The sequence below is a fragment of the Candidatus Mesenet endosymbiont of Phosphuga atrata genome (assembly GCF_964020175.1).
Lineage (GTDB): Bacteria > Pseudomonadota > Alphaproteobacteria > Rickettsiales > Anaplasmataceae > Mesenet.
Map to the genome: position 1 here is coordinate 615655 of NZ_OZ026541.1, position 22915 is coordinate 638569.

Here is a 22915-nt window from a genome sequence, read left to right on the forward strand (position 1 = left end):
GTACTTGAATTCTTGTATTGAATTTGCAAGTTCAAGCTAAAAATATAAACCTTCCATATCAATAGACATACTGTAATAGCTATTGAAAAAAGGAGATAGAATATTTTAGAGAGAAGTAAGAAATTCGATAGAATTAGTTCTGCAAAAATAATTTAAACTTTTAAAGTAGGAGTAGTCTCATAAAATATTATATTGGGTTAGATGTCTCACTCAAAGAAACTTTTATAAGTATCGTTGATGAGAAAGGAAAAGTTGTTAAGGAAGAAGTTGTTGCAAGAAAAAGTAAAGCAATAGCAGAGAACTTGCTAAGTCAAGGCAAAAAATAAGAATCCATAGGGATAGAAAGTTGTCAATATCAATGTGTAAAGAGTTAAGGGATTTTGGATTACCAGTGATTTGTGTAGATGCAAGGGGTATAGCTCAAATGATGAGGGTTGGGTTGTACAGAGAAGTATTAGTAAAATCAGATAAATCTTACCAAATCAACTTGGAAGCAGAAGACAGTTAACATGTAGCAAACAGCAGATTATTGGAACAATAAATTGAAGATATACGGTTGGTCGAGGATTAAAATTTGAAAGCTTTTCTTTAAAAATAGAAGAAATGATCTAGATGAAGTTAGCAAAAACTCAATTGAAGCATTAGTACATAGCTTAGAAACAATAGAAGAATCAATTTGATAAATTACTTTCAGAAAAGTGCAAAAAAGATAAAAATTATTAGCCCAGGGGTTGGTATTATAGTAGCAATGACATACAAAGCTGCAATACACATAGGTTTGAAACATCTTATACAGTTGGAGCATATATGGGATTGAGCCCAAGACAGTATGCTTCTGGGGAGATTGATCGACATGGAAGTATATCAAACAATGGAGTGCAGAAGTATGCTATATGAGGCTGCGCAATCCTTGCTGACAAGATGTAAGAGAAAATTTAAGTTAAAAAGCTGGGGATTAGCAAAAAAGAAAGGTATGAAGAAAGCAATTGTTGCTGTAGCGCGGAAGTTGTCAGTAATTATGCATAGGATGCTAATTGATAGAAAAGAATTTTGTTATCAATAAACACTAAAGGAATATAGGTATAATTTTATTGAAAGTAAAGATAGTAATGCCGATGGAAGCGATAAGCAAGAACAGAGGATGAAGCTAAGACTTCGTATTAGTTGTATTAAATAAGATTTGAACTGACACTTAGAACAAAAAATAAGAGAAATGAGTACAATGCAAAAAAAAATACTAAAACTAGGATTTTAGCAAGACAACTAGGAAATGTGTCACAAGCGTATGGGATATTCAAATTTTATCGCTTCAAGGAGTTATACGAAAATGGAGATGAGATAAGTAAGAAAGTTTGCAAACAGAGTTTCGGAAGACATAGAAAGATCTGTATAGCAACAGAATTTCCAGCATATAAAAAATGAGCTGAGAAAAAAATAATATCTGAAGGTGGATAGTTGAGATTTTTAAGAAAAGACTTAAAGCACTAGAAGCAAAAAGATGGAATAATTCTAACAGCTTTAGAAAAAGTGAAAGAACAAAGATAGTGAAATTGATACTCAGGTTATCTGGGTGCTCAAGATACCTATTATGTAGGTAATATCAAAGGTATAGGACGAATCTACCAGCAGACCTTTATCGATACTTATTCTCGTTGCTAAGTCGATAAGACAGCAATTACCTCTTGTTAAATGATAGCCATTCTTTGATATTGCGTATTTTGACTGATAGAGGTACAGAATATTGCGTGAAATTATCAGCTTTATTTAGGCATATCGATCATTCTAGAACCAAAACCCACTCTCCACAGACCAATGCTTCACAAAACTATGCAAATCATCTTTAGAAATATAGTTCTTTAGAAGATCTACAAATTGATGTTGGTTGCGTTCTTACAATGAGACAATCAGACAAATATTGCTATGATAAAACGCCAATGCAAACTTTTCTTGATATATTGCTTTTTAGAAAAACATTAAATCAGGATTCTGATAGTATATTTAAATTCTTCTGTCAGTTAATTCTCATTTGTCAGATTAAGTGGTGTCTGGTACAGCTAATTTTGCTTTGACACAGTTTGTTGAACACTCCCGGTATATTTTCCTTAAAGTTTAATTTTCAAACTTAGGAAAGATTGGTTTAGCTATAGGCAATAAAATACCACTCTGGATTTTACTAATAAAATGTTTTACATCTCGTTTTTCATTTGGAATTTGCAACTGATCTAAAATAGCGTTTGCAGAACTTGGAATTACAGGTTGCAAAAGAATACCAATGATTCTTATATGTTCTAAAAGCTTATAAATGACCACATTTGTAAGCTGAAGATTAGTTTTTTTCAGCTTCCAAGGAGCACTTTGATCTATATAGCTATTTGCCTTTGATGCAATATTAAGTATTATAGACAAGATGCTATTAAACTCATATTTAAACAAGTGATCTCTTATTTGTTTTAATATTTCTTCATAATTTGGCAACTCTTCACTTCCTACAAACAAGTTATGATCAGCTTCTGGAACAAATCCTCTGTATTCTTTATGTATAAATGAGACTGTTCTTTGAATTAAATTGCCAATATTGTTAGCTAAATCTGAATTTATGCATTTTATCATTGCTGCTTTACAAAAATTACCATCCTTGCCAAAGGAAACTTCCTTTAGTAGAAAATACCTTATTTGGTCAGCACTAAATTCTGCAGTTAAACTAATTGGGTTAATGGTGTTGCCTATAGATTTGGACATTTTCTGCCCTTCATTTAACCACCAACCATGAACTGCTATTTGTTTAGGTAGAGGCAATTCTGCAGCAAGCAAAATTGCTGGCCAGTATACAGCATGGAAGCGCAATATATCTTTGCCAATAACATGAGTACTAAAACCATTTTTCCAAAATTTTTTGTATTCATGATTTTGAATATCTGGAAAGCCAAGCAGCGTAAGGTAGTAAGTTAGAGCATCAATCCATACATAGATTACATGGCTACTATTGTTTGGTACCTTTATTCCCCAAGAAAAACTGGTACGTGAAATTGAAAGATCAATCAAATCAGATTTTACAAAAGATATAACTTCATTACGTCTATGACTTGGAAAAACAAAATTTGGATGGCCTTCATATAACTCTAATAACTTTTCTTGCCATTTTGAAAGTTTGAAGAAATAACTAGGCTCCTCTACCCACTCAACCGGACTACCGGTTAGTGCTATTCCATCCACTAAATCTTTCTCTTGGTAAAATGCTTCATCGCGAACTGAATACCACCCTGAGTACGAACCAAGATATATTTCACCCTTCTCATACAACAAGTTCCATAAAGCTGTAACTGCATTTTTGTGTCTCTTTTCTGTTGTCCGTATAAAGTCATCATTTTGGAAATTCATTACCTGGCCCAGTTGCCTAAAAGACTCACTTGTCTTATCTGCAAGCTCTTGTGGAGAGATCATCATTTTTTCTGCTGCTTTTTCAACTTTCTGCCCATGCTCATCCGTTCCAGTAACGAACTTCACATCTTGGCCATAAAACTTTAAAAATCTCGACATAACATCACAGATAATACCAGTGTACGCATGACCAATATGTGGCACATCATTAACGTAGTATATTGGTGTTGTTATATAAAAACTCTTATTATCCATAGAACACGATTATAATGATTACTATATATAATAAAACCTTACTTGTATATACTCTATTTAATCTTGCTTAGCTTTATCTGAGTTATAGTTCTGTACAAACTTGCCAAATTTAAGAAAGCTTAGAACTTGTCTAAACATTTGCTTATTTGATGGAAAAAAGTATGACTGTATGGCAGCACAATATGATCTTTTGCTCCCTCAAGCTTTGTACTGTCAACAGAAACCTTACCATCACTTGGCTTATTAATAAGCTTTGATGAGATTGGATCAATGGATTTATTACCAGCAATAATGCCAAGCTCAAAATCTGTATTAGCAAAAATTTCCTTAAAACCATCCTGATTCGTAATGAGTTGCTGTCCTGCAGGACCATAAAGTTTTTTGTAAAGCATGAAATTCTTTAAAAAATCTGCAACTTCACTTCCATGATTTGGAGTACCAATCATTACCACACGTCCAAGCTTATCTGGTTTATATTTGTTAAAATACGCTCTGATTAATAATCCACCCATCGAGTATCCAACAAAATGTACTTTTCCTGTAACTGATGAGGCAAATTGGCTAATATCTTTATGAATCATATCAGCTAATTTTTCAATTGGATACTTAGTAGAAGGATAGTTGAGATTTAAAACTTTAAAACCTGATCCTTCAAGGAATCTAGATAAACTTCTCATACTACTACTAGTACGGAAAATTCCATGAAGGACAATAACACCATCTTGATTTAAAGGTGATGCTTTTTCACATCTTTTTGCAACACAAGTAAATAATACATTATCATTATTTAGCAACAACTTATGATATGATATTAAAAGTATTACACTGACAATAATCAGTGTAATAGACAGATATTTTTTAATACATTCTAAATACAATTTATACTTACCTACATGATTGCTTTAGTTTTGTGAATACTTAAGAAAGGTAAAATCGTAACCCTAAAAAGTGCGATGCTATTGAACTAATAGCAAACTTGCGTGCTATCCTCTCTGCAGCTTTTGTATTGTCATTAAATAGCACACCCATAGCACCTGCCTTATTAAACATATTTTCTTTTAAAAACTTTAAAGTATCGTTTACTAACCAAAGTAATTCACTTAGTGTTAAATTCAGTGCAATTCCTCTACCTGGATCAAAGAAAGCAAAGTTATCATCTCCATTTTTTGCAATTAACATTATACTCCTTTGCCAAAACGTTTCTCCAATATTGACAACGGCAAAATCTATGTAAGTTCCTATTTTCACTTCTTTCATGGTATGCCTAAAGAATTCCTCATTGACGGTAAGTAGGCCAGAACTATCTTTACTAAGAATCCATGGTATAAGAAGTGGATCAAATATGCTATGAGGTGACAATATAGCGCAATTTACCATCACCCCTATTGAATAGGGTATCTGATTTTTTTCATACATTTCGTTCCACCAAGTTACCACTACTTCATCAAATTTGTTAAATGTATCTGCTGCCAGTCGAGATTCCTTATTGCTCATAGCTTGAATATATTCACCAATAAGAAGAGAAATTTTGTCAGCTATTTTAACTTGTTCTTCTATAGGGTAAATAGTAAACTTAAGTTTTTTCTTATCACTTTCCACTATTCTTAGTATTGTTTGTAAATTACTAAGTATCACTTCATTGTTAGAAATCTGAGCAACATTTTCTTCATTTAATAATCTATAATATGCAACATAGCTAGAAAGTAGTACACATAATCCAGCATTATCTCTGTCTACTAAATATTCGTAAATACGCTTAAACTTATGTTTATCTTTATTTATTTCTGATATTAAAGTATTCTGATTAAACTCAATTACTTTTCGCTTGCTTTTTATACTCTCCCCTGCAAGGCAGCTACTGCCTATAGCAACAAGAAACACTAAAGTTATCAATTTTAATTTAAGGGCAAAATTTATATTCATAGAATTACCTATGTTACTTTACAATGCAGCTTACATATTGATTATAAAAAATTTCTAAACCTAAACAGTTTGTTGCATCATCAACACGTTACTTAAAGCAACACTTACCAACTCAGTAGGGATAACACTTAAATCTTCTAGTTTTGCTGTATTTAACTCTTTTGCAAAAGCACAAAGTCTTCCTTCGTCAGAGAATATGAATTCTACAAAATACTGACCACAATTTTTTGATTTTAATATAATATTAAAAACTTGCTGGTTGTTCTGGATCTTACTTAGTATACCCTGATTATCAAGTATTGTTCTGATTATATTTGACTTATCATAGGTATTAATATTCGGTGCCTTAAGTATTGAATACAATATATCACGATCAACTGATTTTAATCTTCTGCTAATATGGCCTTCAGCATCATCACTATAGTCTTTAAAAATTCTTTTCAGTACACCAGCACCATCATTTAAGATTAATAATTCATCTAAAAGCCATTTATTCTCTATAATGTTTGTGTAAAATTTTTGATCACCTAAAACTTCCATAACTAAGTATGATGCAGGCAGTTTTTCTAGTAATCTGCAACAAACATCTGGTGCTTCCATTATCCTTGCAAATATCTCATCATTATCAAAAATATCCTGAATCCAACCTTCATATGAATACATTGCTTTATCAGTACTAAACGTTATCTCTAATATTTCTTCTAGAACATCTATGTGCTTTCTAAACTTATCAAAGCTCTGCATATTGTTAAAAACATTCTTAACTAAACATGGAAATTGATGTTCGTGACTCAACTTAAGTAACATGTCAAAAATATCAATGTTATTTATTATAAGATCTAAGCACTCTTGATCGTAAAAAACTGCTCGAATTGAATCTTCATTAAGTTTGTTATGCTCTAATATTTTTTTAAAAATATTTTTATTCTCTTTTATCTTCAAAAGAACATTTCTATCATTAAACACTGTTTTAATGAGCTCAATGTTGATGCTATCTTGATGCGCACGATTATCTCTATTTTTTATCTTTAAACATTCTTCAAAGATATGTAAATTATTCTTGATACTATCTAGGTTTTTATCAAATATCAGCTCTATTACATAATCATTGAAAAACTTGCCTGACTCTATCAATATGCTTAGTATATCTAACCCATTTTTTAACTTGCTGAGACGTTTTTTATCTCCAAAGACAAATTGTACTGCTCTATCATTTAAATAATCCAGTTGTGCTAATCTCATGACAATATCTTGATTGTCATTCATGTTGTTTATAATGCTAGCGCTATGCATGTTGGTATCCCCTCAATAACTAAAGATTTTGATTTCTCAAAGCCCTAAGTTGAGTATACCAATTTAAATATTTTTTCTAACCTTTTCTTTAATTAATGTTTCTCCAGTTAAGCTATTCTGATTAGCTGCAAGTATATTAATGTCTATTATCTTACCACAGTATTCACCCTCTGGATCATAAATACAAACAGATTGCATATATGGAGTTTTGCCAATGATTTGATTTTTGTATTTACCTTTCTTACCATCAAATAGCACTGATAAAGTACGACCTACCATTTTTTTATTATATTCCAGTTGTTTTTCACTGATTAGCTTTTGTAGCCGTGCTAAACGATCAGTTTTTATTTCTTCTGATACTTGATCTTTGCGCTCTGCACCAGGAGTACCTGGCCTTGGGCTATATTTAAAACTGTAGCTCTGTGTAAACCCTACCTTTTCAACCATTTTTATAGTCTCCTCAAAGTCTTTTTCTGTTTCACCAGGAAACCCAACAATAAAGTCAGAAGAAAATGCTATGTTAGGTTTTAGCTTGCGGAGGTTATCAATAATATCTAAGTAGTCAGATGCAGTATGCTTCCTATTCATAGAATGTAGTACTTTATCAGAACCAGACTGCACAGGTAAATGCAAAAATGGCATAAGTTTAGGCTCTGTTGCGTGAGATTCATACAAAGTTTGATGCATATCTTTAGGGTGAGAAGTTGTGTAGCGAATGCGTTCTAATCCCTTTATCTTAGCTAAATAACTAATAAGTTCACCCAGAGTCCATGACCTTTCATCACACTCACCATGATAAGCGTTAACGTTCTGTCCAAGTAATGTAATTTCCTTAACTCCGCTCTCAACTAAGCTTAATGCTTCACGAAATACTTCATTTACTGGACGTGAATATTCCGCGCCACGAGTATAAGGAACAACGCAGAAAGTACAGAATTTATCACACCCTTCTTGGATTGAAAGAAGTGCAGATATACTTTGATTCTGTTTATAGTGAGGTAGTTTATCAAATTTAGATACCTCAGGAAAATCAATATTAATCGCTCTACCTTTATCACGTTCTGCTTTCACTATCAGTTCTGGTAGCGTATGTATGCTTTGAGGACCTACAACAACATCAACAAATGGTGCTCTACTGAAGACCTCTTCACCTTCTGCTTGTGCCACGCAACCAGCAACAACTATTGTGATATCTCTCTTTTGTTTTTTTAATTTATGAATTTGCCCAAGCTCTGAATATAATTTTTCTACTGCTTTTTCCCGTATATGACAAGTGTTAAGTACAATAAGGTTGGCATTTTGCATATCCTCAACAACAGTAAACCCAAGTGGTTTAATTATATTTTGCATAAGCATTGAATCGTAAACATTCATCTGACAGCCATAGGTTTTAATATATAAACCTCTCACCTTGAATACCTTCTATTAGGAAAATATATCTATTTTAAAGAGCAAACCTAAGCGTTCAAGTTAAACAACTAATTTGAAGAAGAAATTTTGTAAAGCTGTATTTTTTATAACATTATTTATAATTTTGCTTTTTTGTGAAGTTGTGTATATAGCTATAAAAACTTTTATAAAACTATAGTATGTCATCCGCTTTAAAGATTAAAGCTGCTTTTATATTTTTTATATCTATTGTTTCGTTATATTTAGTATTACCGAACTTTATAGACAGTAAGCTACTTGTTTTAAAAAATAAAATGAATTTGGGCCTTGACCTTAAAGGAGGAGCTTATCTGCTACTGCAGGCAGACTTTGATTTTTACGTTAAAGAGAAATTAGATAGTATTGCTAGCGAAATAAAAGAGGTATTAACTAAAAAAAAAATAAAATATGATAAGCTTGATTATGACAATCAAGTTCTAACACTAGTTTTAAAAGAAAAAAGTGATTATCATAACGTGGTACAGGAGATAAAAAAGATTAGTAGTAACGTAGAATTATCACACAAAGATACTATACTTTCTCTTTCATATAATCAAAATTCTAAAAACGCTCTGTATCATGATATAATGCTTGAATCAATAGCTAATGTACAGCGGCGTTTGGATAAAATGGGCACTAAAGAAATAAGTGTACAAAGACAAGGGCAGGACAAAATTTTAGTACAAGTACCAGGTACAAATGATACAGAACAGATAAGATCAATGCTGGGGAAAACTGCAAAACTTACTTTTCATCTGCTAGATAACAATGTAAAAAAAATAGAAGATATAAATATGGTTACTACTTTTCTACTAAATGATGAGTATGGTAATTTATATCCAATATTACGCAAAATTGAAATTAGTGGTAATTCATTGGCAAACGCAACTGTAGGCTTTGATTCTATCGGTAAGCCAGTTGTAAACTTAAAATTTGATAACGTAGCTAGCAAGCAATTTGCCAAAATTACCAAAGAAAACGTCGGGAAACCATTTGCAATTGTTTTAGATAATACAGTGCTTACTACTCCAGTAATCAGGGAATCAATAACTGGTGGGCAGGCATCAGTAAGTGGTAACTTTACGCTAGATCAAGCCAACGAACTTGCAGTACTGCTCAAGTCAGGAGCGCTGCCAGTTCCATTAAGTATCATTGAGGAAAAAAGTATAGGACCAAGCCTTGGCTTAGAGTCAATTAAAAGAGGTGAGATAGCAGCACTAATTTCTGTTGCCTCTGTATCACTGTTTATAATAATATCTTACGGACTGCTTGGCATTTTAGCTTCCATAGCACTGTTTTTTAACGTAGTTTTTATTTTACTGATTTTAACTTTGCTTAAAGCCACTCTTACTTTGCCTGGAATTGCTGGTATTGCCTTAACTGTTGGCATGGCAGTTGATGCAAATATTTTAATATTTGAACGTATTAGAGAAGAAATTAAATTAGGAAAAAAGATAATTAGATCTATTGAAGAAGGGTTTAAAAATGCAATTAAAGCAATACTAGATTCTAACATCACAACACTTATTGCTGCAGGAATAATGTTTATGGTTGGTGATGGGCCAATCAAAGGTTTTGCTGTTACCCTATCAGTTGGGATATTATCCTCTATGTTCTCAGCAATTACGCTAACAAAACTACTGATAGACCTATGGGTCCAGTTTTATAAGCCCAAGGCTTTTAGTATTTAGTGTAGTTATTAATATCTTAACAATTATATTATATAATCAGTATAATAATTAATTAATGAGGGTGATATGTCTGATAAGTGTCCTATGAAAGCTATGCTAAAATTAGATAGAGGGAGAGAATTAGATTGTGGTCAATATGGTAATAGGTGCTACACAGTAATCTTAAAATCAATAAACGATGAAGTGATTGGTACTTATTCTTCATATAAGTATTATTTCAATAAAGAAGGTAGTCTTGCTTATCATGATAATGCAAATGGAGAAAATGTTACTCTAGGAAAAGACTTACTTTTAAAAGTGGAAAAGAATGCCCAGGGTGAATTAGAATTAGCTATATATCGTAAAGATGGAAGTAAAGTTCATGATTTAGAGGTCAGTAGCATAAAAGATTTTATAAATATTGACTTTGAACAATATCTAAATGTAAAAGAACCGCAAATTTATATTAAAGGGGATAGCTTCAATTTATATAGAGTAGTATTATATGACACCAAAGACAATGAAATAGGAGTATTTGTTGACACAAGTGCTGTTTTTCCGATAATCAGCTTACAGTAGTGAATGATAATCTTTCATCTTCATTCTATGATGATAAGGTTAACGCAATTATGAATAAAATAGATGGCTATTACCAATTGTACTACCAAAACGTAGAGGGTTATCGTTGGGATCGTCCACAAACTGACATTGAAAGCATAAACATAAACTATAATATTTTAGATAAAATAATGATAGCGGAACAAGACAAAGACAATCCATATTGTCAAACTGAAGAGTGTAATAGAGAAAAAGAAGCACTCTGCAAAAAGCTTGATGAAACAAGTATGGCCTTATCAAGAGAGCATCACCCGTGTATATCAGAACTGGCAAAAGCAAATTTTGCTATAGAGCCTGCAACATATGACATCGGTACATATATGTAATGGATCTTTATATTACCTCCATACAGTTTATGGAGGTAATATAAAAGGTAAAAGAATTTTGCAATAAGCTGATTCATATTATATGATGAAGTCAGTCACAAAGTATGGACAGGGAGTGTTCAACAAACTGTGTCAAACCGAATATAAATAATATAAAAAAGGAGGAATGAACGAAAAAACATCGAATAAAAACAGTGGATTAATAAAGAGTTAATATATTATCGCCCATCCGAGAATGGCAAAGTCTGATCAATAGAGGCAAGTTTAGAAAAAATGAGAATGAAATCGTAGAAAAGTTCAAAATACAGATTCAGACTCATTTGAAGATAGAGACTTGAGCCACAAAAAAAAAGACACTGAACTTGAAGCAAAAATTCTTAGTATGTTTGCAAGAGTTATAAAATCGCATATCGAAGAAATTGGGAGTGTTCAACAAACTGTGTCAAACCATATTTTAATTCAACTGAATTTTCAATCTATTAGGAAAGAAAATATCAAGTTGAGAGATAGTTAAAGCCCAATTTGGTATAGTCCAATTTTGCTCTACCTTTTTTATAGCACAATATACCTGCTTGTACAAAGCATTTGTACTGGTAAAAGAGCCCTTGGTTTTAGTGAATTTCCTGATTTGCCTATTTCAATTGGATTGGTAGTAGCCTCCTAACAGGATCTGAGTACTTAAAATAGCCAGTTTCCCAATTATTTTGCCACTACATTCCCATTTTTCTTCCAGCTCAAATTTTTAGCGATTTCTCTATTTGAAGCTTTTCTTCAAATCATTCATTTTGCTGGATACATATTTTAGTTTATCTGATGCATTATACACAATTGCACTTCTGCGTTGGGAAATACGTTGTTTATGGAAAGCTTTTTAGTCCATCTACACAGGCAACGATTCCACACTTTGAGATCATTTAATACACTAAGCCAGAACTCACTATCAGCCAGATAAAAGCCCAATACTTCTTTTCTGCCATTTTGATCTATACCTAGTATGTTATACATACATTTACTTACGCATCCTCTTTGACTTTAAAAAACATATGAATACTATTGGATATACAGATTGCAGTTACGCCATTCGTTGGTAGTAATTTGTCATTGATATTTCTGCTGCCGATATCTTGTGGTCATAAATTTCTTCAATATGCGATCTTTGTAACTCATACCGCTGGCAAACATACTAAGAATTTTTGCTTCAAGTTCAGGATGTCTGTCTTTTTTTTGTGGCTCAAAACTTCCATCCCTATCTCGAAAGCTCAAATGAGTCTGCATCTGTATATATAGTCTTTGAACTTTTGCCATTCCTATGATTATTTTCTTCATCTTCATTTGATAGGTATTTCACCTTCTAAACTAGCCTCTAGTAACTTTTTGATTAGCAGTTCCTCCTTTTCCAGTTAGTTTCTCGGATGGACGATAATATGTTGTTTTCTAACTCTTTATAGTCTACTAATCCACTGTTTTTATTCGATGTTTTTTCGTTCATTCCTCCTTTTTTATATTATTTATATTCGGTTTGACATTGTTTGTTGAACGTTCTCGCTTATCCAATAAATAGAAAACTACTTATTCTTCTTTTATGGTGAATAGAGGGATGAATTATCTCATCTTTCTTCTTGAGCAGAATTTTATTTTGTTCTGTTTCGCGTTATAACTATTCAATAAAGAGAGATTTAAACTACTAAAATTTGTTAAAGATTTATAGAGGCATTGTAGGTTGATTATATCTTTTAATTATATCCATTTGCATTTCTCGTTGCTTTGCCTCTATTGATTCTATTTGCCTTATAAGGCTATCTTGATAGCCAAAGTTACCACTAAGTCTGGCTTGTAATGCCTCTTCCTTTAATGTGTTTAATTCTCTGAACAACATAATATTGTACCAAATAGTTTTAGCAGATTCATAATTACTCAATTGACTACGGAGTAACTTTGTTTTTTCTGTTATATATTGAACGATATCAGCTACTTTTGACTTTTCTAGCTCTTCAAGTAAAGCTTCTTTAGACAATTTACAGTTAATTTTACTTTTGATATCAATAATATGTTGTTGTAGTTTATAAACATCTTTATTCGTTATATTAAAGTCAGCGAACTGTTCGAAGAGAATTGGATCATCGAGAACTTCAGGAAATTCAATTGCTATGCGTAGTATTGCTGTTTGATTTTGCTCTTGTTCAACTAAGCTTGGTACTTTATCGTATAGACATTCTTCTTTTGTCATTTTAAAATTTTTTGTACTTTTTACTCCTTGCTTAGTTTGCAAAAAACGAATCTTGTTATAGAAAAAGTTTTTATAGTACTTTTTTACGCTGCTATTTTTTATGTCATTTATGTAATGCATTAATCTATTCTCAAGCATAGCATATTTTTCTGGTGCAGATGAGCTTGTGATGAAAGTACTAGAGCTTATCTCATAAGCCCATAAAAACTCAGAATGTAGTTTTGCTTTATCTTCAAGTAAGGAAAGAATCTCTTCTGAATTATAGTTATAGCTGTTGCATATATCGTATGGATCACAACCAGATGGGAGGATTACAAATTTCAAAAGTTTTTCAGGTTCTAAAACAGATAAAGCAAGACTTGCAATTCTTAAAGCAGCAGTGTGCCCAGCATTATCCCCATCCATGCATATAAATATTTCCTGTGCTATATTCCATAAACTTTCTATGTGCCAAGTGGAAATGGCAGTACCAAGTGGTGCAACTACATTTGTAATGCCAGCTTGAAATAATGCAATGACATCTGTATACCCTTCAACAATAAATACTTGTTGTTTTTTTCGTATTTCACTTAAAGCAAAATTTATAGAATAGATACTCTCTCTTTTTTTAAATAATATACTTTCAGGGGAATTAAGATATTTAGGCTGCATCTTATCATCCAATATTCTTCCACCAAAAGCGATAATTTTTCCTGTCATATTCCAGATAGGAAACATTATTCTGCTCCTAAAATAGTCACCGTTTTTATTTATAAGCCCTATGACTTCATCTTTTATTCCTTGAGCACTTAAATATTCTTTTAAACCATTGTTTGGTGCATAGCCTATTTTGAATTTTTTAATCATATCGAGAGAGATTTTGCGCTGCCTTAAATAATCAAGTGCTAATTCATTGCTATGGAGTTTATGTGTAAACCAGTCTGCAGCTAGATCAAAAACTTTGGTCATATCGTTGTTTTTACTGCTATCTTGATTATATCTTTTTTCTGGCAGCTGTACTCCTGTCATCTGTGCTAATGACTCTACCGCTTCTTTAAAATTTAAACCTTCTGTTTTACAAACAAATTCAAATACATCACCACTTGCGCCACAACCAAAGCAATAGTAAAAACCCTTACCATCATTTACCGTAAAAGAAGGTGTTTTTTCATGATGGAATGGGCATAGGCCAACAAAATTTGCCCCTTTTTTTATTAATTTAACCTTTTTGCCAATGATATTAGAAAGTAAAAGCCTTGATTTTATTAGCTCTGTATAATCCATAGCACTATAACTTTGAAAAATAAGATTAAATCATTTTTTAGAATATGTGTAACATAACTTATGTAAATTGAACAAGAGAAGATGGTAGCCTGCGTAGAATATATAGTATTTTTTTTACTTGGAATTAGTTTTGGCAGTTTTATATGCTGCGTTGTATATCGTCTTCCACGCAATATGAATATTATACTAACACGTTCGTTTTGCTCTGCATGTAAACAGAAATTAAAACCCTTTGATTTATTTCCCATAATATCATATTTATTCTTACATGGGGTCTGCAGATATTGCAAAACAAAAATACCTATTACCTATCCAATCATTGAGTTTACTGTAGGACTGATATTTATTTTACTTTACTATAAATTCTCCTTATCTTACAAATTCCTGCTGCTTATAGCACTTGTCATTTGTTTGCTAATTGCAGCCTTAATTGACATAGAGTTTTACATTATTCCCAATTCAATACAAATAATATTGTTATTTATTGGCCTAATGTACAGTAGTTATTACTCCATTTTTCAACATCTATTGTCAGCCCTCATATTATTTTTTACTTCTATAACCTTAAAATTTTCACTTACCGCTGCTTTAAATAAAGAAGCACTAGGATGGGGAGATGTAAAATTCTTCTTCACTAGTGGTTTATTTATTGAACCAAGTTCAATACCAACTTTTTTAATGCTATCTGGCATATTTGGTATCACTACTGCTACAATATGGAGAATTGCATATAAAAAGGAAACATTTCCCTTTATTCCTTCACTTAGCGCTGCTTTGTTTATTATAACCTTTAAGCACTGTATGAAAATTATCTAATCAACGCATACGAAGACACTTATTTTGCTCAAGTTTTACATCTTCCAATTTAGCAGATATACTGTTTTCTATCTCTAGCTCAGGTGCTTTGTACATATTATGCTTATAACACTTCCAACTCCTATTACCTTCTTGTATACTGAACTGAGAGCCATTTTTTTCTATAGCAGTGTTTAAGCATATTTTTTCTTCTAAAATTTTATCTAATTCAGTTTCTTGATCGTATAATTTCTTTTGTTGCTCTCGCATGATCCCTATTGAAATTTCATCAATATTCTGTAGGGCAAACTTTTCTAAGTTGTCTCTAAAGAAAAAATAAACCACCTGTTCCTGACCTGCGTTTAAAAAGAAACTATCTGGCCAACTCATAGCTTTTTTTGCTACATCTAAAAATTCCTGAGTGTTTTTTGCATCCTTAAATTTATTTATAAGGCTATCAATAAGTTTTTTATTACGTTTCTTAGGATTATCAAAATGTACTACACTAGAATATTGATCTGTTTCTTTTTGTAAATTTCTAATACTATTCAGAAGCTTTTTTTGACTCTCTTTATCAAATTCATTTTTATTATTTAAGTATGGTACTATAATACTTCGTAATTTTTTGTATAATACCGGTTTTGTTTCAGTGAGATTGGCTTTAATCTGGTCATAAGTTTTAATGATTACAAGATGACTAATGCTATTAACAGCAATAGCACCATTTTCATATTTATATTTACTAGAAAGCACTACACCTTTTGTTCTTGAGGCTAATATTCCTAAAGGAGCATTCAATTCACCAATCTTACCTTCTATTTTAGCATCAAAGTCAAAATAAATTACTGATTTACTGTTTGATATTTCTTCTGGTTTAACCTTTTTTGATTCTATAAGTCCATCTCCAGCTTTAAGCAACATTAATATCCGCATCATATCTAAGCGAAACCCCATACGTTCATCTATATTTGGTAACTTTAAGTACTCAGTCATTCTCATTTTCTTACCTGAATCTAGATCAGAAGTTAATCGGTTGGTATCAAATTCAAAATCATATTCACTCCAGTCTAGCTTGTTAAAATCTATAGCCCTGATATTTGGTGCTAACTTTTCTAGGTCTTGCATTTGTTGATTCTGCTCTTCATTTAAAGTATCACCTAAATAATATAGGCATATGAGGCGATCTGGCTCTACTTTAGCCATACTCACAAGGCGCTGGTGATGGGAAAAAGTTTCAGTATTTGGTAATGGATGCCTTCCTGGTTCTGCTTCCTTGTTTAAACGATCAGGGCTGGAGACGATCCATTGCATAAGTATTGGTGCATTGGTATCGATGATGGTTTTAGCTTGCACATTTTATCCCCCTTAATTATTTTAATCTATAAATTAGTTAATTTCAATATTTAATTTGATAAAAAGTGTTGAAGATATATAATGACCCTCTGCTCTTACACGGGTTTTATTGGTTATGGAATATGACTTCAAAAGCGTTGAGAAGTTTTTTCAAGAAAAGTGGGATTTCTCAATTAGAATGGATAGCAATAAAAAAAAATGCTATGTGCTTGAAATGTTTCCTTATCCTTCAGGTAATATACACATGGGGCACCTACGCAATTATGCTATAGGTGATGTCATTAGTCGTTATAAAAGGGCATGTGGCTTTAACGTTTTTCATCCAATTGGTTGGGATGCATTTGGCCTCCCAGCTGAGAATGCTGCACGAGACAACAAGATAGACCCTGCAGTATGGACGCAAAATAACATAAGTAATATGAAGAAGCAGCTAAAGTCGATAGGGCTTTCTTATAATTGGGAACATGAGCTTTCCACCTGTGATCATGAATATTATAAGCATGAACAGAAGTTTTTTTTGAGCTTTCTTAGAGCTGGTTTAGCTTACCGCAAGGAGGCATGGGTTAATTGGGATCCTATAGATCAGACAGTTTTAGCCAACGAGCAAGTGGTAAATGGAAAGGGATGGAGGTCCGGTGCAATAGTTGAAAAACGAAAACTTTCTCAGTGGTTTTTAAAAATTACCGATTTTGCTGATGATTTACTTGAATATATCGAAGCTTTAAAAGGCTGGCCTGAAAAAGTAAAATTAATGCAAAAGCAATGGATAGGGCGCTCAGAAGGTTTTATAATTAGCTTTGATATTGTGGGCTCAGACAAGAAGCTAGAGGTATTTACAACTTGTCCTCATACTCTATTTGGTGCTTCATTTTGTGCGGTTGCCCCACAGCATCCAATACTGCAAGATATTATGAATACCGAGGTGCTCAAATATATTCAAGATTGTGATGAGCCTTCAGAAAAAACAGAGAAAATAGGAGTATATACTGGAATTGATGTAAAACATCCATTTTTAGATGAGGAATTACCTATTTACGTTGCTAATTTCGTTTTAATGGAATATGGCACAGGGGCAATTTTTGGCTGCCCTGCACATGATCAGCGTGACTTAGATTTTGCTCATAAATATAACCTAAAAGTTACTGCTGTTATACGCCCAAATGATGCAGAAGCAATTGAGATAAAAGATAAGCCGTACCTAGAAGACGGAATTATGTTTAATTCTGATTTTTTAAATGGTTTATCAGTAGAAGAGGCAAAGCAAAAAATCATTACAAAACTTGAAGGGAAGGGAATGTGCAGAAAAGAAATTAATTACCGTTTGCATGATTGGGGAATATCAAGACAGCGTTACTGGGGCTGCCCTATACCAATTATCTATTGTAAAGTTTGTGGTACTGTGCCAGTGCCTGAGAAAGAATTGCCAGTTACTTTACCAACTGATGTTGATTTTACAAGCGGCAATCCTCTAAAGAGCCATCCAACTTGGAAATATACAAATTGTCCTAAATGTGGTGATAAGGCAGAACGGGAAACAGATACATTCGATACTTTTTTTGAGTCATCTTGGTATTTCGCTGCGTTTTGCAGCAAAGATAAAGGGATTGATAAAGATGCATGTGATCGCTTTCTGCCAGTTGATTACTATATTGGCGGCATTGAGCATGCAATTTTACACTTGCTATATTCACGATTTTTTTGTCGTGCACTGAGCAAGTGTGGCTACCTAGATATCAAGGAGCCATTTTCAACTCTGATCACACAAGGAATGGTATGTCATGTTACCTATAAAGATGAAAAAGGTAATTGGCTGTTTCCACAGGAAGCAAAAGAACTAACTAAAAAGGGTGAAAAAATAGAGATTGGCAAACTTGAAAAGATGAGCAAATCAAAAAAAAATATTGTTGATCCAAGCTACATAATAGACAAATACGGTGCTGACACTGCCCGTCTGTTTGTCTTATCTGATACTCCACTAGAAAAAGACATGAAGTGGTCTGATGAGGGGATAGAAGGTAACTTCCGTTATATAAATAAATTATGGCGCATGGTTATGCAATTAAAACCAATTGATATCAAGTGTAATAACACTGCTGTTCAGCTAAAGTATAGAAAGGAGCTGCATCAGCTACTAAATGGCTTAACTTCTGATTTAGAGAATTGTCAGTTAAATTGTGCTGTTGCTAAATTTCGTGAAATGACAAATTTGATAGCCAATATAGAGCTAGATTCAGGTAAACATGTCATAGATGAAGGTATATGCATTTTAATTAGAGTGATAGAACCATTTATACCACATTTAGCTGAAAAATTATGGCAGGAGATAGGTGGAGAAGGAATGCTTTGCGATCAAAGTTGGCCTTTAGCTGATAATTCATTATTAGCTCAAGAAATGGTAACAATAGCTGTGCAAATTAATGGTAAATTACGTACCACAATTGATGTAGAAAGCAATTTAGATATTGAAGAGCTAAAAAAATTGGCAGCAGATGCAGTGGCACAAAAGATTGATGCCAACAGTATTAGTAAAATATATGTGGTTCCAGGTAGAATTGTCAATATCGTTATATAAATTACCTAATTTTTTATCAAATCAAGACTCTTCCATTCTAGCTAAAATCTCTTTTGAAATTAACAAAAAACAGTTTGATTAAATTTTAAAACAAAAAATTACTTGCTAGCAAATATATACAAATGTAAACCTTTAAAGCATAAATTTACTAAATGTCTTTAAATTATATAAATGCTTAAAAAATATAGTAAAATATTAATAGCTAATAGGGGTGAGATCGCCTGCAGAATCATCAAGACTGCTCATAAGATGGGTATATCATGTGTTTGTATTTACTCTGATGCTGATGTGAATTCGCTACATGTGAGGCTTGCAGATGAAGCAGTACATATAGGACAATCACCTGCATGCGCAAGTTATCTAGATATTGATAAAATATGTCAAGCTGCAGTTGATACTAAAGCACAAGCAGTTCATCCAGGTTACGGTTTTTTATCTGAGAATCAACATTTTCCTCTTGCTCTTGAAAAATTTGGCATTGATTTTGTTGGACCAAGCACTGAGGCAATAAAAGCTATGGCAAATAAAATAACAGCCAAAGAAGTTGCTGTAAAATCAGGAGTAAGTGTAGTTCCTGGCTACGCTGGTGTGGTTTTAAATATAGCTCACGCTGAAGGGATAGCTCAGCAAATTGGTTTTCCAATTATGATTAAAGCTGCAGCAGGAGGTGGGGGAAAAGGCATGAGGATTGTAAGATCAATAAAAGAAGTCGCTCAAGCGTTTGACTCTGCAACTAACGAAGCAATGAAAAATTTTAAGGATGGTAGCCTTTTTATAGAAAAATATGTAGAGTTGCCACGGCATATCGAAGTACAAATTCTAGGTGATAAATACGGCAATGTCGTATGCTTAGGAGAAAGAGAATGCTCTATACAAAGACATAATCAGAAGGTAATAGAAGAAAGCCCAAGTCCATTTATTACTGAAGAAATAAGACAAAAGATGTATGAGCAATGCGTATCTTTAGCAAAACAAGTCAATTACTTTTCTGCAGGTACTGTAGAGTTTATCATGGATAAAGATAAGCAATTTTATTTTTTGGAAATGAACACTAGACTGCAAGTTGAGCATCCCATTACAGAGTTAGTTACAGGTATCGACATAGTTGAAGAAATGATAAAAATATCTTGTGGGCAAAAGTTAGGATTTAGCCAGGAAGATATAAGATTAAATGGGTGGGCAATAGAGAGTAGAATTTATGCTGAGGATCCAGCAAAGAACTTTTTTCCTGCTAGTGGACGTGTAAAGTATTATAACATGCCGAAAGAAAGTAGTAACGTAAGAATAGATGATGGAGTTTTTGCTGGTGCAGAAGTGAGTATGTTCTATGACCCAATGATAGCAAAGATCATTACATATGGAAAAGATAGAATAGCAGCAATAAGTTGTATGCAGCAAGCATTATCTGAGTCTTATGTTGGCGGTATTGCAAACAACATTGAATTTCTTGAATCAATCTTTCATCAGCCAGCTTTTATAGCAGCAAAATTGCATACTGGGTTTATTTCAGAATTTTATTCGAATGGTTTTCATAGTGATATTTTAACTGAAGAATCTATCCAGATATTTATATTTGTTTCGTTGTATATTCATTTAAGCAGTGAATGTCGTAATTGGGTTCCTTGTAAAGAGATAGACGATTCATTTTCAGTATTTGTGGATAAAAACAAATATAACATAAGGGTAAAGTATGATGGCGTTACTCTTTTAGTGGTACATAATCATAATGAATATTTGATTAAGAATAGATGGGATGTAAGCTATAAGCTGCTACAAGTTACCATTAATGACCATGCTCTGAATGTAAAAGTTAGTGTCAATAAAAATATGTACCTGCTCAGTCATGCAGGTATGAAAGCGCAATGCTTTGTTTATTGTCCTAGTATAGCAAATCTTAATAAATTTATGCTAGAATCTAAAGAAGATAAGAATATGTTGTGTATTGAAGCCCCAATATCAGGAATGATTGTCAAGCTGTGTGTAGATCAAGGTGAAAAAATAGAAATAGGCCAACCGCTGTGTATAATAGAGGCAATGAAAATGGAGAATATAATACATGCAGAGACAAAAGGAACAATAAAAACAATTGCGATAAAGGAGGGAGAAAGTATAAAATCTGGTGACTCTCTCATAGAATTAGAGTAATGTTATAAATCATAAAACATATATCAACATGTTCTTAATTTTATAATCTGTATTATTCTTGTTAAATAAGCACGCAGTAAGAAAAAAACTTGACTAAAAACAAATTCAAAAGTTATACTAAACACTTATTCTCAGTTAACATTAATTAAACTTATTTTTACTATGTCTACCCCTTATAGTCTCAACAGCACAGAATTATTAAGAGCAGCGAAGGAAACCGCAGAACAAGTGGGTTTGCATATAGAAACTATAATTAAAGCAGTTGAAGCTTCCATTGAACTTGCAGCGCGTAAGAAATATGGTAATTATAAAATTGTAACTTCTATAGATAGAAAAACTGGTGTAATATCTATCTTTAGAGAAATCACCGTTGTAGATAATGGCCCTTTTGATGGTGATTTTATTAGTTTATCAGGGGCAAGGCTAATTAAAGAAGATGCTGAAGTTGGTGAAGTTATACAAGAGCAACTACCACCAATAGATATCAGCTATACCTCAGCAAAAATTGCTCAAAAAAGAATAAAGCAAATAGTACAAGAAGAAGAACGTAGAAAGCAGTATGAAGAGTTTAAAAATAGGGTTGGCACTATAGTTCGTGGTAGAGTGAAAGAAATTGAATATCATGGTTTAATTGTGGATATAAATGGTAATGAGGCTTATCTCAAAACATTCAACCTAATTAAGGGTGAGGTGTTTCGTCAAGGTGATAATATAAATGCCTATGTTGAAGATGTAAGAAATGTAGATTATGGTACACAAATTTTCCTTTCTAGAACACATAAAGGTTTTGTAGAACAATTATTTAAAGAAGAAATACCTGAAGTCTATGATGGGATAGTAGTTATTAAAGCAATAGCTAGAGATGCTGGTTCCCGTACTAAGGTTGCGGTTTCTTGTTTTGATAAAAATATTGATCCTGTGGGAACGTGTATTGGTATTAAAGGCCATAGAGTTAAGAATATAAAATCTCAGCTTAATGATGAAAAAATAGATGTGGTCAAACATTCTACAAGTTTAGCTGAATTTATTGTTGAAGCAATAGCCCCAGCAAAAGTATTGAGGGTTATTATTGATGAAGATGAATCCTGCATAGAACTGGTTATTCCTGAAGATCAGTTAAGTATGGCAATTGGTAAGCGTGGTCAGAATATTAGATTAGCTTCAGAACTTGTTGGGTGGAAAGTAAATGTGTTAAGTGATAAAGAGAATTCAGAAAAAAGAGCACAAGAATTAAAGAAAGGTTTGACTTTGTTTGTTGACGCTCTAGATGTGGAGGAAATTATAGGGCAATTACTTATTACAGAAGGTTTTTCTAGTGTAGAAGACGTTGCTCAAGCATCTACCTCTGACCTTGCATCAATTGAAGGGTTTAATGAAGAGATTGCGATCGCGCTGCGTGATAGAGCAGTGCAATATTTAAAAAATAAAGAACATGATAATGAAGCTAAGTTAAAAGAATTAGGGATGGATCAATTTATTAAAGAACTTCCCCACCTCCAAGTGAATGATATAATAGTACTATATAATAATGATATTAAGACTATAGATGATCTTGCGGGTTTGTCTGATGATGAATTTTGTAGCATAGTTTCTCGTTTTTCCTTAGGCGAAGAGGTAAATGAAATAATAATGCAGGCACGTAAAAAAGTTGGATTGCTTGATAATTAAT

Annotated in this window: 18 protein-coding genes and 1 pseudogene; 10 read left to right on the top strand and 9 right to left on the bottom strand. The window is 32.7% G+C overall.

The genetic code is table 11. The features are described from left to right. Positions 1–358: 358 nt before the first annotated feature. From AACL09_RS03050 to AACL09_RS06360, 3 genes and pseudogenes are all read left to right on the top strand, one after another. Entirely contained in the window at positions 359–508 is a 150-nt protein-coding gene (locus tag AACL09_RS03050) for a hypothetical protein (RefSeq protein ID WP_339047285.1), read from the top strand. A 345-nt stretch (positions 509–853) separates the two neighbouring features. After that, a complete protein-coding gene (locus AACL09_RS03055; RefSeq protein WP_339047287.1) occupies positions 854–1063 on the top strand; it encodes a hypothetical protein in 210 nt (69 codons plus the stop codon). Between the two features lie 209 nt (positions 1064–1272). After that, positions 1273–2069: pseudogene (locus AACL09_RS06360) on the top strand (hypothetical protein). 40 nt (positions 2070–2109) lie between these two features. On the opposite strand, the gene metG reads toward AACL09_RS06360, so the two are convergent. From metG to miaB, 5 genes are all read right to left on the bottom strand, one after another. Next, on the bottom strand, positions 2110–3633 hold the full coding sequence (gene metG / locus AACL09_RS03065; RefSeq protein WP_339048870.1) for a methionine--tRNA ligase: 1524 nt from the start codon (positions 3631–3633) through the stop codon (positions 2110–2112). Positions 3634–3752: 119 nt separating this feature from the next. Next, positions 3753–4511 (bottom strand): alpha/beta fold hydrolase, encoded by a 759-nt coding sequence (locus AACL09_RS03070; protein ID WP_339048872.1) that lies wholly within the window; start codon positions 4509–4511, stop codon positions 3753–3755. Between the two features lie 40 nt (positions 4512–4551). Then, positions 4552–5556 carry a hypothetical protein gene (locus AACL09_RS03075; RefSeq protein WP_339048874.1) on the bottom strand — a complete coding sequence of 335 codons (1005 nt, stop codon included), beginning with the start codon at positions 5554–5556 and terminating at the stop codon, positions 4552–4554. Positions 5557–5616: 60 nt separating this feature from the next. Then, positions 5617–6849 carry a hypothetical protein gene (locus AACL09_RS03080; protein WP_339048876.1) on the bottom strand — a complete coding sequence of 411 codons (1233 nt, stop codon included), beginning with the start codon at positions 6847–6849 and terminating at the stop codon, positions 5617–5619. Positions 6850–6912: 63 nt separating this feature from the next. Next, positions 6913–8259, bottom strand: coding sequence for a tRNA (N6-isopentenyl adenosine(37)-C2)-methylthiotransferase MiaB (gene miaB / locus AACL09_RS03085; RefSeq protein WP_339048878.1), 1347 nt, complete (start codon positions 8257–8259; stop codon positions 6913–6915). Positions 8260–8438: 179 nt separating this feature from the next. Here miaB and secD point away from each other — a divergent pair, with 179 nt between their 5' ends. From secD to AACL09_RS03100, 3 genes are all read left to right on the top strand, one after another. Then, positions 8439–9968: a protein translocase subunit SecD gene (gene secD / locus AACL09_RS03090; protein WP_339048881.1), complete on the top strand. Its 1530-nt coding sequence runs from the start codon at positions 8439–8441 to the stop codon at positions 9966–9968. A gap of 66 nt (positions 9969–10034) precedes the next feature. Next, positions 10035–10526, top strand: coding sequence for a hypothetical protein (locus tag AACL09_RS03095; RefSeq protein ID WP_339048883.1), 492 nt, complete (start codon positions 10035–10037; stop codon positions 10524–10526). Then, the gene (locus tag AACL09_RS03100; protein ID WP_339048885.1) at positions 10526–10891 is read left to right on the top strand and encodes a hypothetical protein; all 366 of its coding nucleotides are present in this window, start codon (positions 10526–10528) and stop codon (positions 10889–10891) included. The genes AACL09_RS03095 and AACL09_RS03100 overlap by 1 nt, the downstream gene beginning before the upstream one ends. Before the next feature lie 801 nt (positions 10892–11692). Here the strand turns inward: AACL09_RS03100 and AACL09_RS06365 are convergent. From AACL09_RS06365 to dnaG, 3 genes are all read right to left on the bottom strand, one after another. After that, positions 11693–11896 carry a transposase gene (locus AACL09_RS06365; protein WP_410519794.1) on the bottom strand — a complete coding sequence of 68 codons (204 nt, stop codon included), beginning with the start codon at positions 11894–11896 and terminating at the stop codon, positions 11693–11695. Between the two features lie 93 nt (positions 11897–11989). Further along, positions 11990–12223 (bottom strand): hypothetical protein, encoded by a 234-nt coding sequence (locus tag AACL09_RS06370; RefSeq protein ID WP_410519796.1) that lies wholly within the window; start codon positions 12221–12223, stop codon positions 11990–11992. 370 nt (positions 12224–12593) lie between these two features. After that, the gene (dnaG, locus tag AACL09_RS03110) at positions 12594–14381 is read right to left on the bottom strand and encodes a DNA primase (RefSeq protein WP_339048887.1); all 1788 of its coding nucleotides are present in this window, start codon (positions 14379–14381) and stop codon (positions 12594–12596) included. 174 nt (positions 14382–14555) lie between these two features. Here dnaG and AACL09_RS06375 point away from each other — a divergent pair, with 174 nt between their 5' ends. After that, complete coding sequence (locus tag AACL09_RS06375) at positions 14556–15197, top strand: prepilin peptidase (protein WP_410519815.1); 642 nt, start codon at positions 14556–14558, stop codon at positions 15195–15197. Here AACL09_RS06375 and AACL09_RS03120 read toward each other — a convergent pair whose 3' ends face one another. Further along, positions 15198–16529 carry a hypothetical protein gene (locus AACL09_RS03120; protein ID WP_339048891.1) on the bottom strand — a complete coding sequence of 444 codons (1332 nt, stop codon included), beginning with the start codon at positions 16527–16529 and terminating at the stop codon, positions 15198–15200. 115 nt (positions 16530–16644) lie between these two features. On the opposite strand from AACL09_RS03120, the gene leuS reads away from it, so the two are divergent. The 3 genes from leuS to nusA all read left to right on the top strand — a co-directional run bounded on the left by leuS (position 16645) and on the right by nusA (position 22914). Continuing rightward, a complete protein-coding gene (leuS, locus tag AACL09_RS03125) occupies positions 16645–19101 on the top strand; it encodes a leucine--tRNA ligase (protein WP_339048893.1) in 2457 nt (818 codons plus the stop codon). Positions 19102–19272: 171 nt separating this feature from the next. Continuing rightward, positions 19273–21246, top strand: a complete 1974-nt coding sequence (locus AACL09_RS03130; protein WP_339048895.1) for an acetyl-CoA carboxylase biotin carboxylase subunit — start codon at positions 19273–19275, stop codon at positions 21244–21246. A 162-nt stretch (positions 21247–21408) separates the two neighbouring features. Then, positions 21409–22914, top strand: a complete 1506-nt coding sequence (nusA, locus tag AACL09_RS03135; RefSeq protein WP_339048897.1) for a transcription termination factor NusA — start codon at positions 21409–21411, stop codon at positions 22912–22914. The last annotated feature ends 1 nt before the right edge of the window (position 22915 follow it).

Bases quoted from the DNA above. Each gene is read 5' to 3' on its own strand.
- AACL09_RS03050 (WP_339047285.1), top strand. From the start codon at position 359: ATGTGTAAAGAGTTAAGGGATTTTGGATTACCAGTGATTTGTGTAGAT.
- AACL09_RS03055 (WP_339047287.1), top strand. From the start codon at position 854: ATGGAAGTATATCAAACAATGGAGTGCAGAAGTATGCTATATGAGGCT.
- metG (WP_339048870.1), bottom strand. From the start codon at position 3,633: ATGGATAATAAGAGTTTTTATATAACAACACCAATATACTACGTTAAT.
- AACL09_RS03075 (WP_339048874.1), bottom strand. From the start codon at position 5,556: ATGAATATAAATTTTGCCCTTAAATTAAAATTGATAACTTTAGTGTTT.
- AACL09_RS03080 (WP_339048876.1), bottom strand. From the start codon at position 6,849: ATGCATAGCGCTAGCATTATAAACAACATGAATGACAATCAAGATATT.
- secD (WP_339048881.1), top strand. From the start codon at position 8,439: ATGTCATCCGCTTTAAAGATTAAAGCTGCTTTTATATTTTTTATATCT.
- AACL09_RS03095 (WP_339048883.1), top strand. From the start codon at position 10,035: ATGTCTGATAAGTGTCCTATGAAAGCTATGCTAAAATTAGATAGAGGG.
- AACL09_RS06365 (WP_410519794.1), bottom strand. From the start codon at position 11,896: ATGTATAACATACTAGGTATAGATCAAAATGGCAGAAAAGAAGTATTG.
- AACL09_RS06370 (WP_410519796.1), bottom strand. From the start codon at position 12,223: ATGAAGATGAAGAAAATAATCATAGGAATGGCAAAAGTTCAAAGACTA.
- dnaG (WP_339048887.1), bottom strand. From the start codon at position 14,381: ATGGATTATACAGAGCTAATAAAATCAAGGCTTTTACTTTCTAATATC.
- AACL09_RS06375 (WP_410519815.1), top strand. From the start codon at position 14,556: ATGAATATTATACTAACACGTTCGTTTTGCTCTGCATGTAAACAGAAA.
- leuS (WP_339048893.1), top strand. From the start codon at position 16,645: ATGGAATATGACTTCAAAAGCGTTGAGAAGTTTTTTCAAGAAAAGTGG.
- AACL09_RS03130 (WP_339048895.1), top strand. From the start codon at position 19,273: ATGCTTAAAAAATATAGTAAAATATTAATAGCTAATAGGGGTGAGATC.
- nusA (WP_339048897.1), top strand. From the start codon at position 21,409: ATGTCTACCCCTTATAGTCTCAACAGCACAGAATTATTAAGAGCAGCG.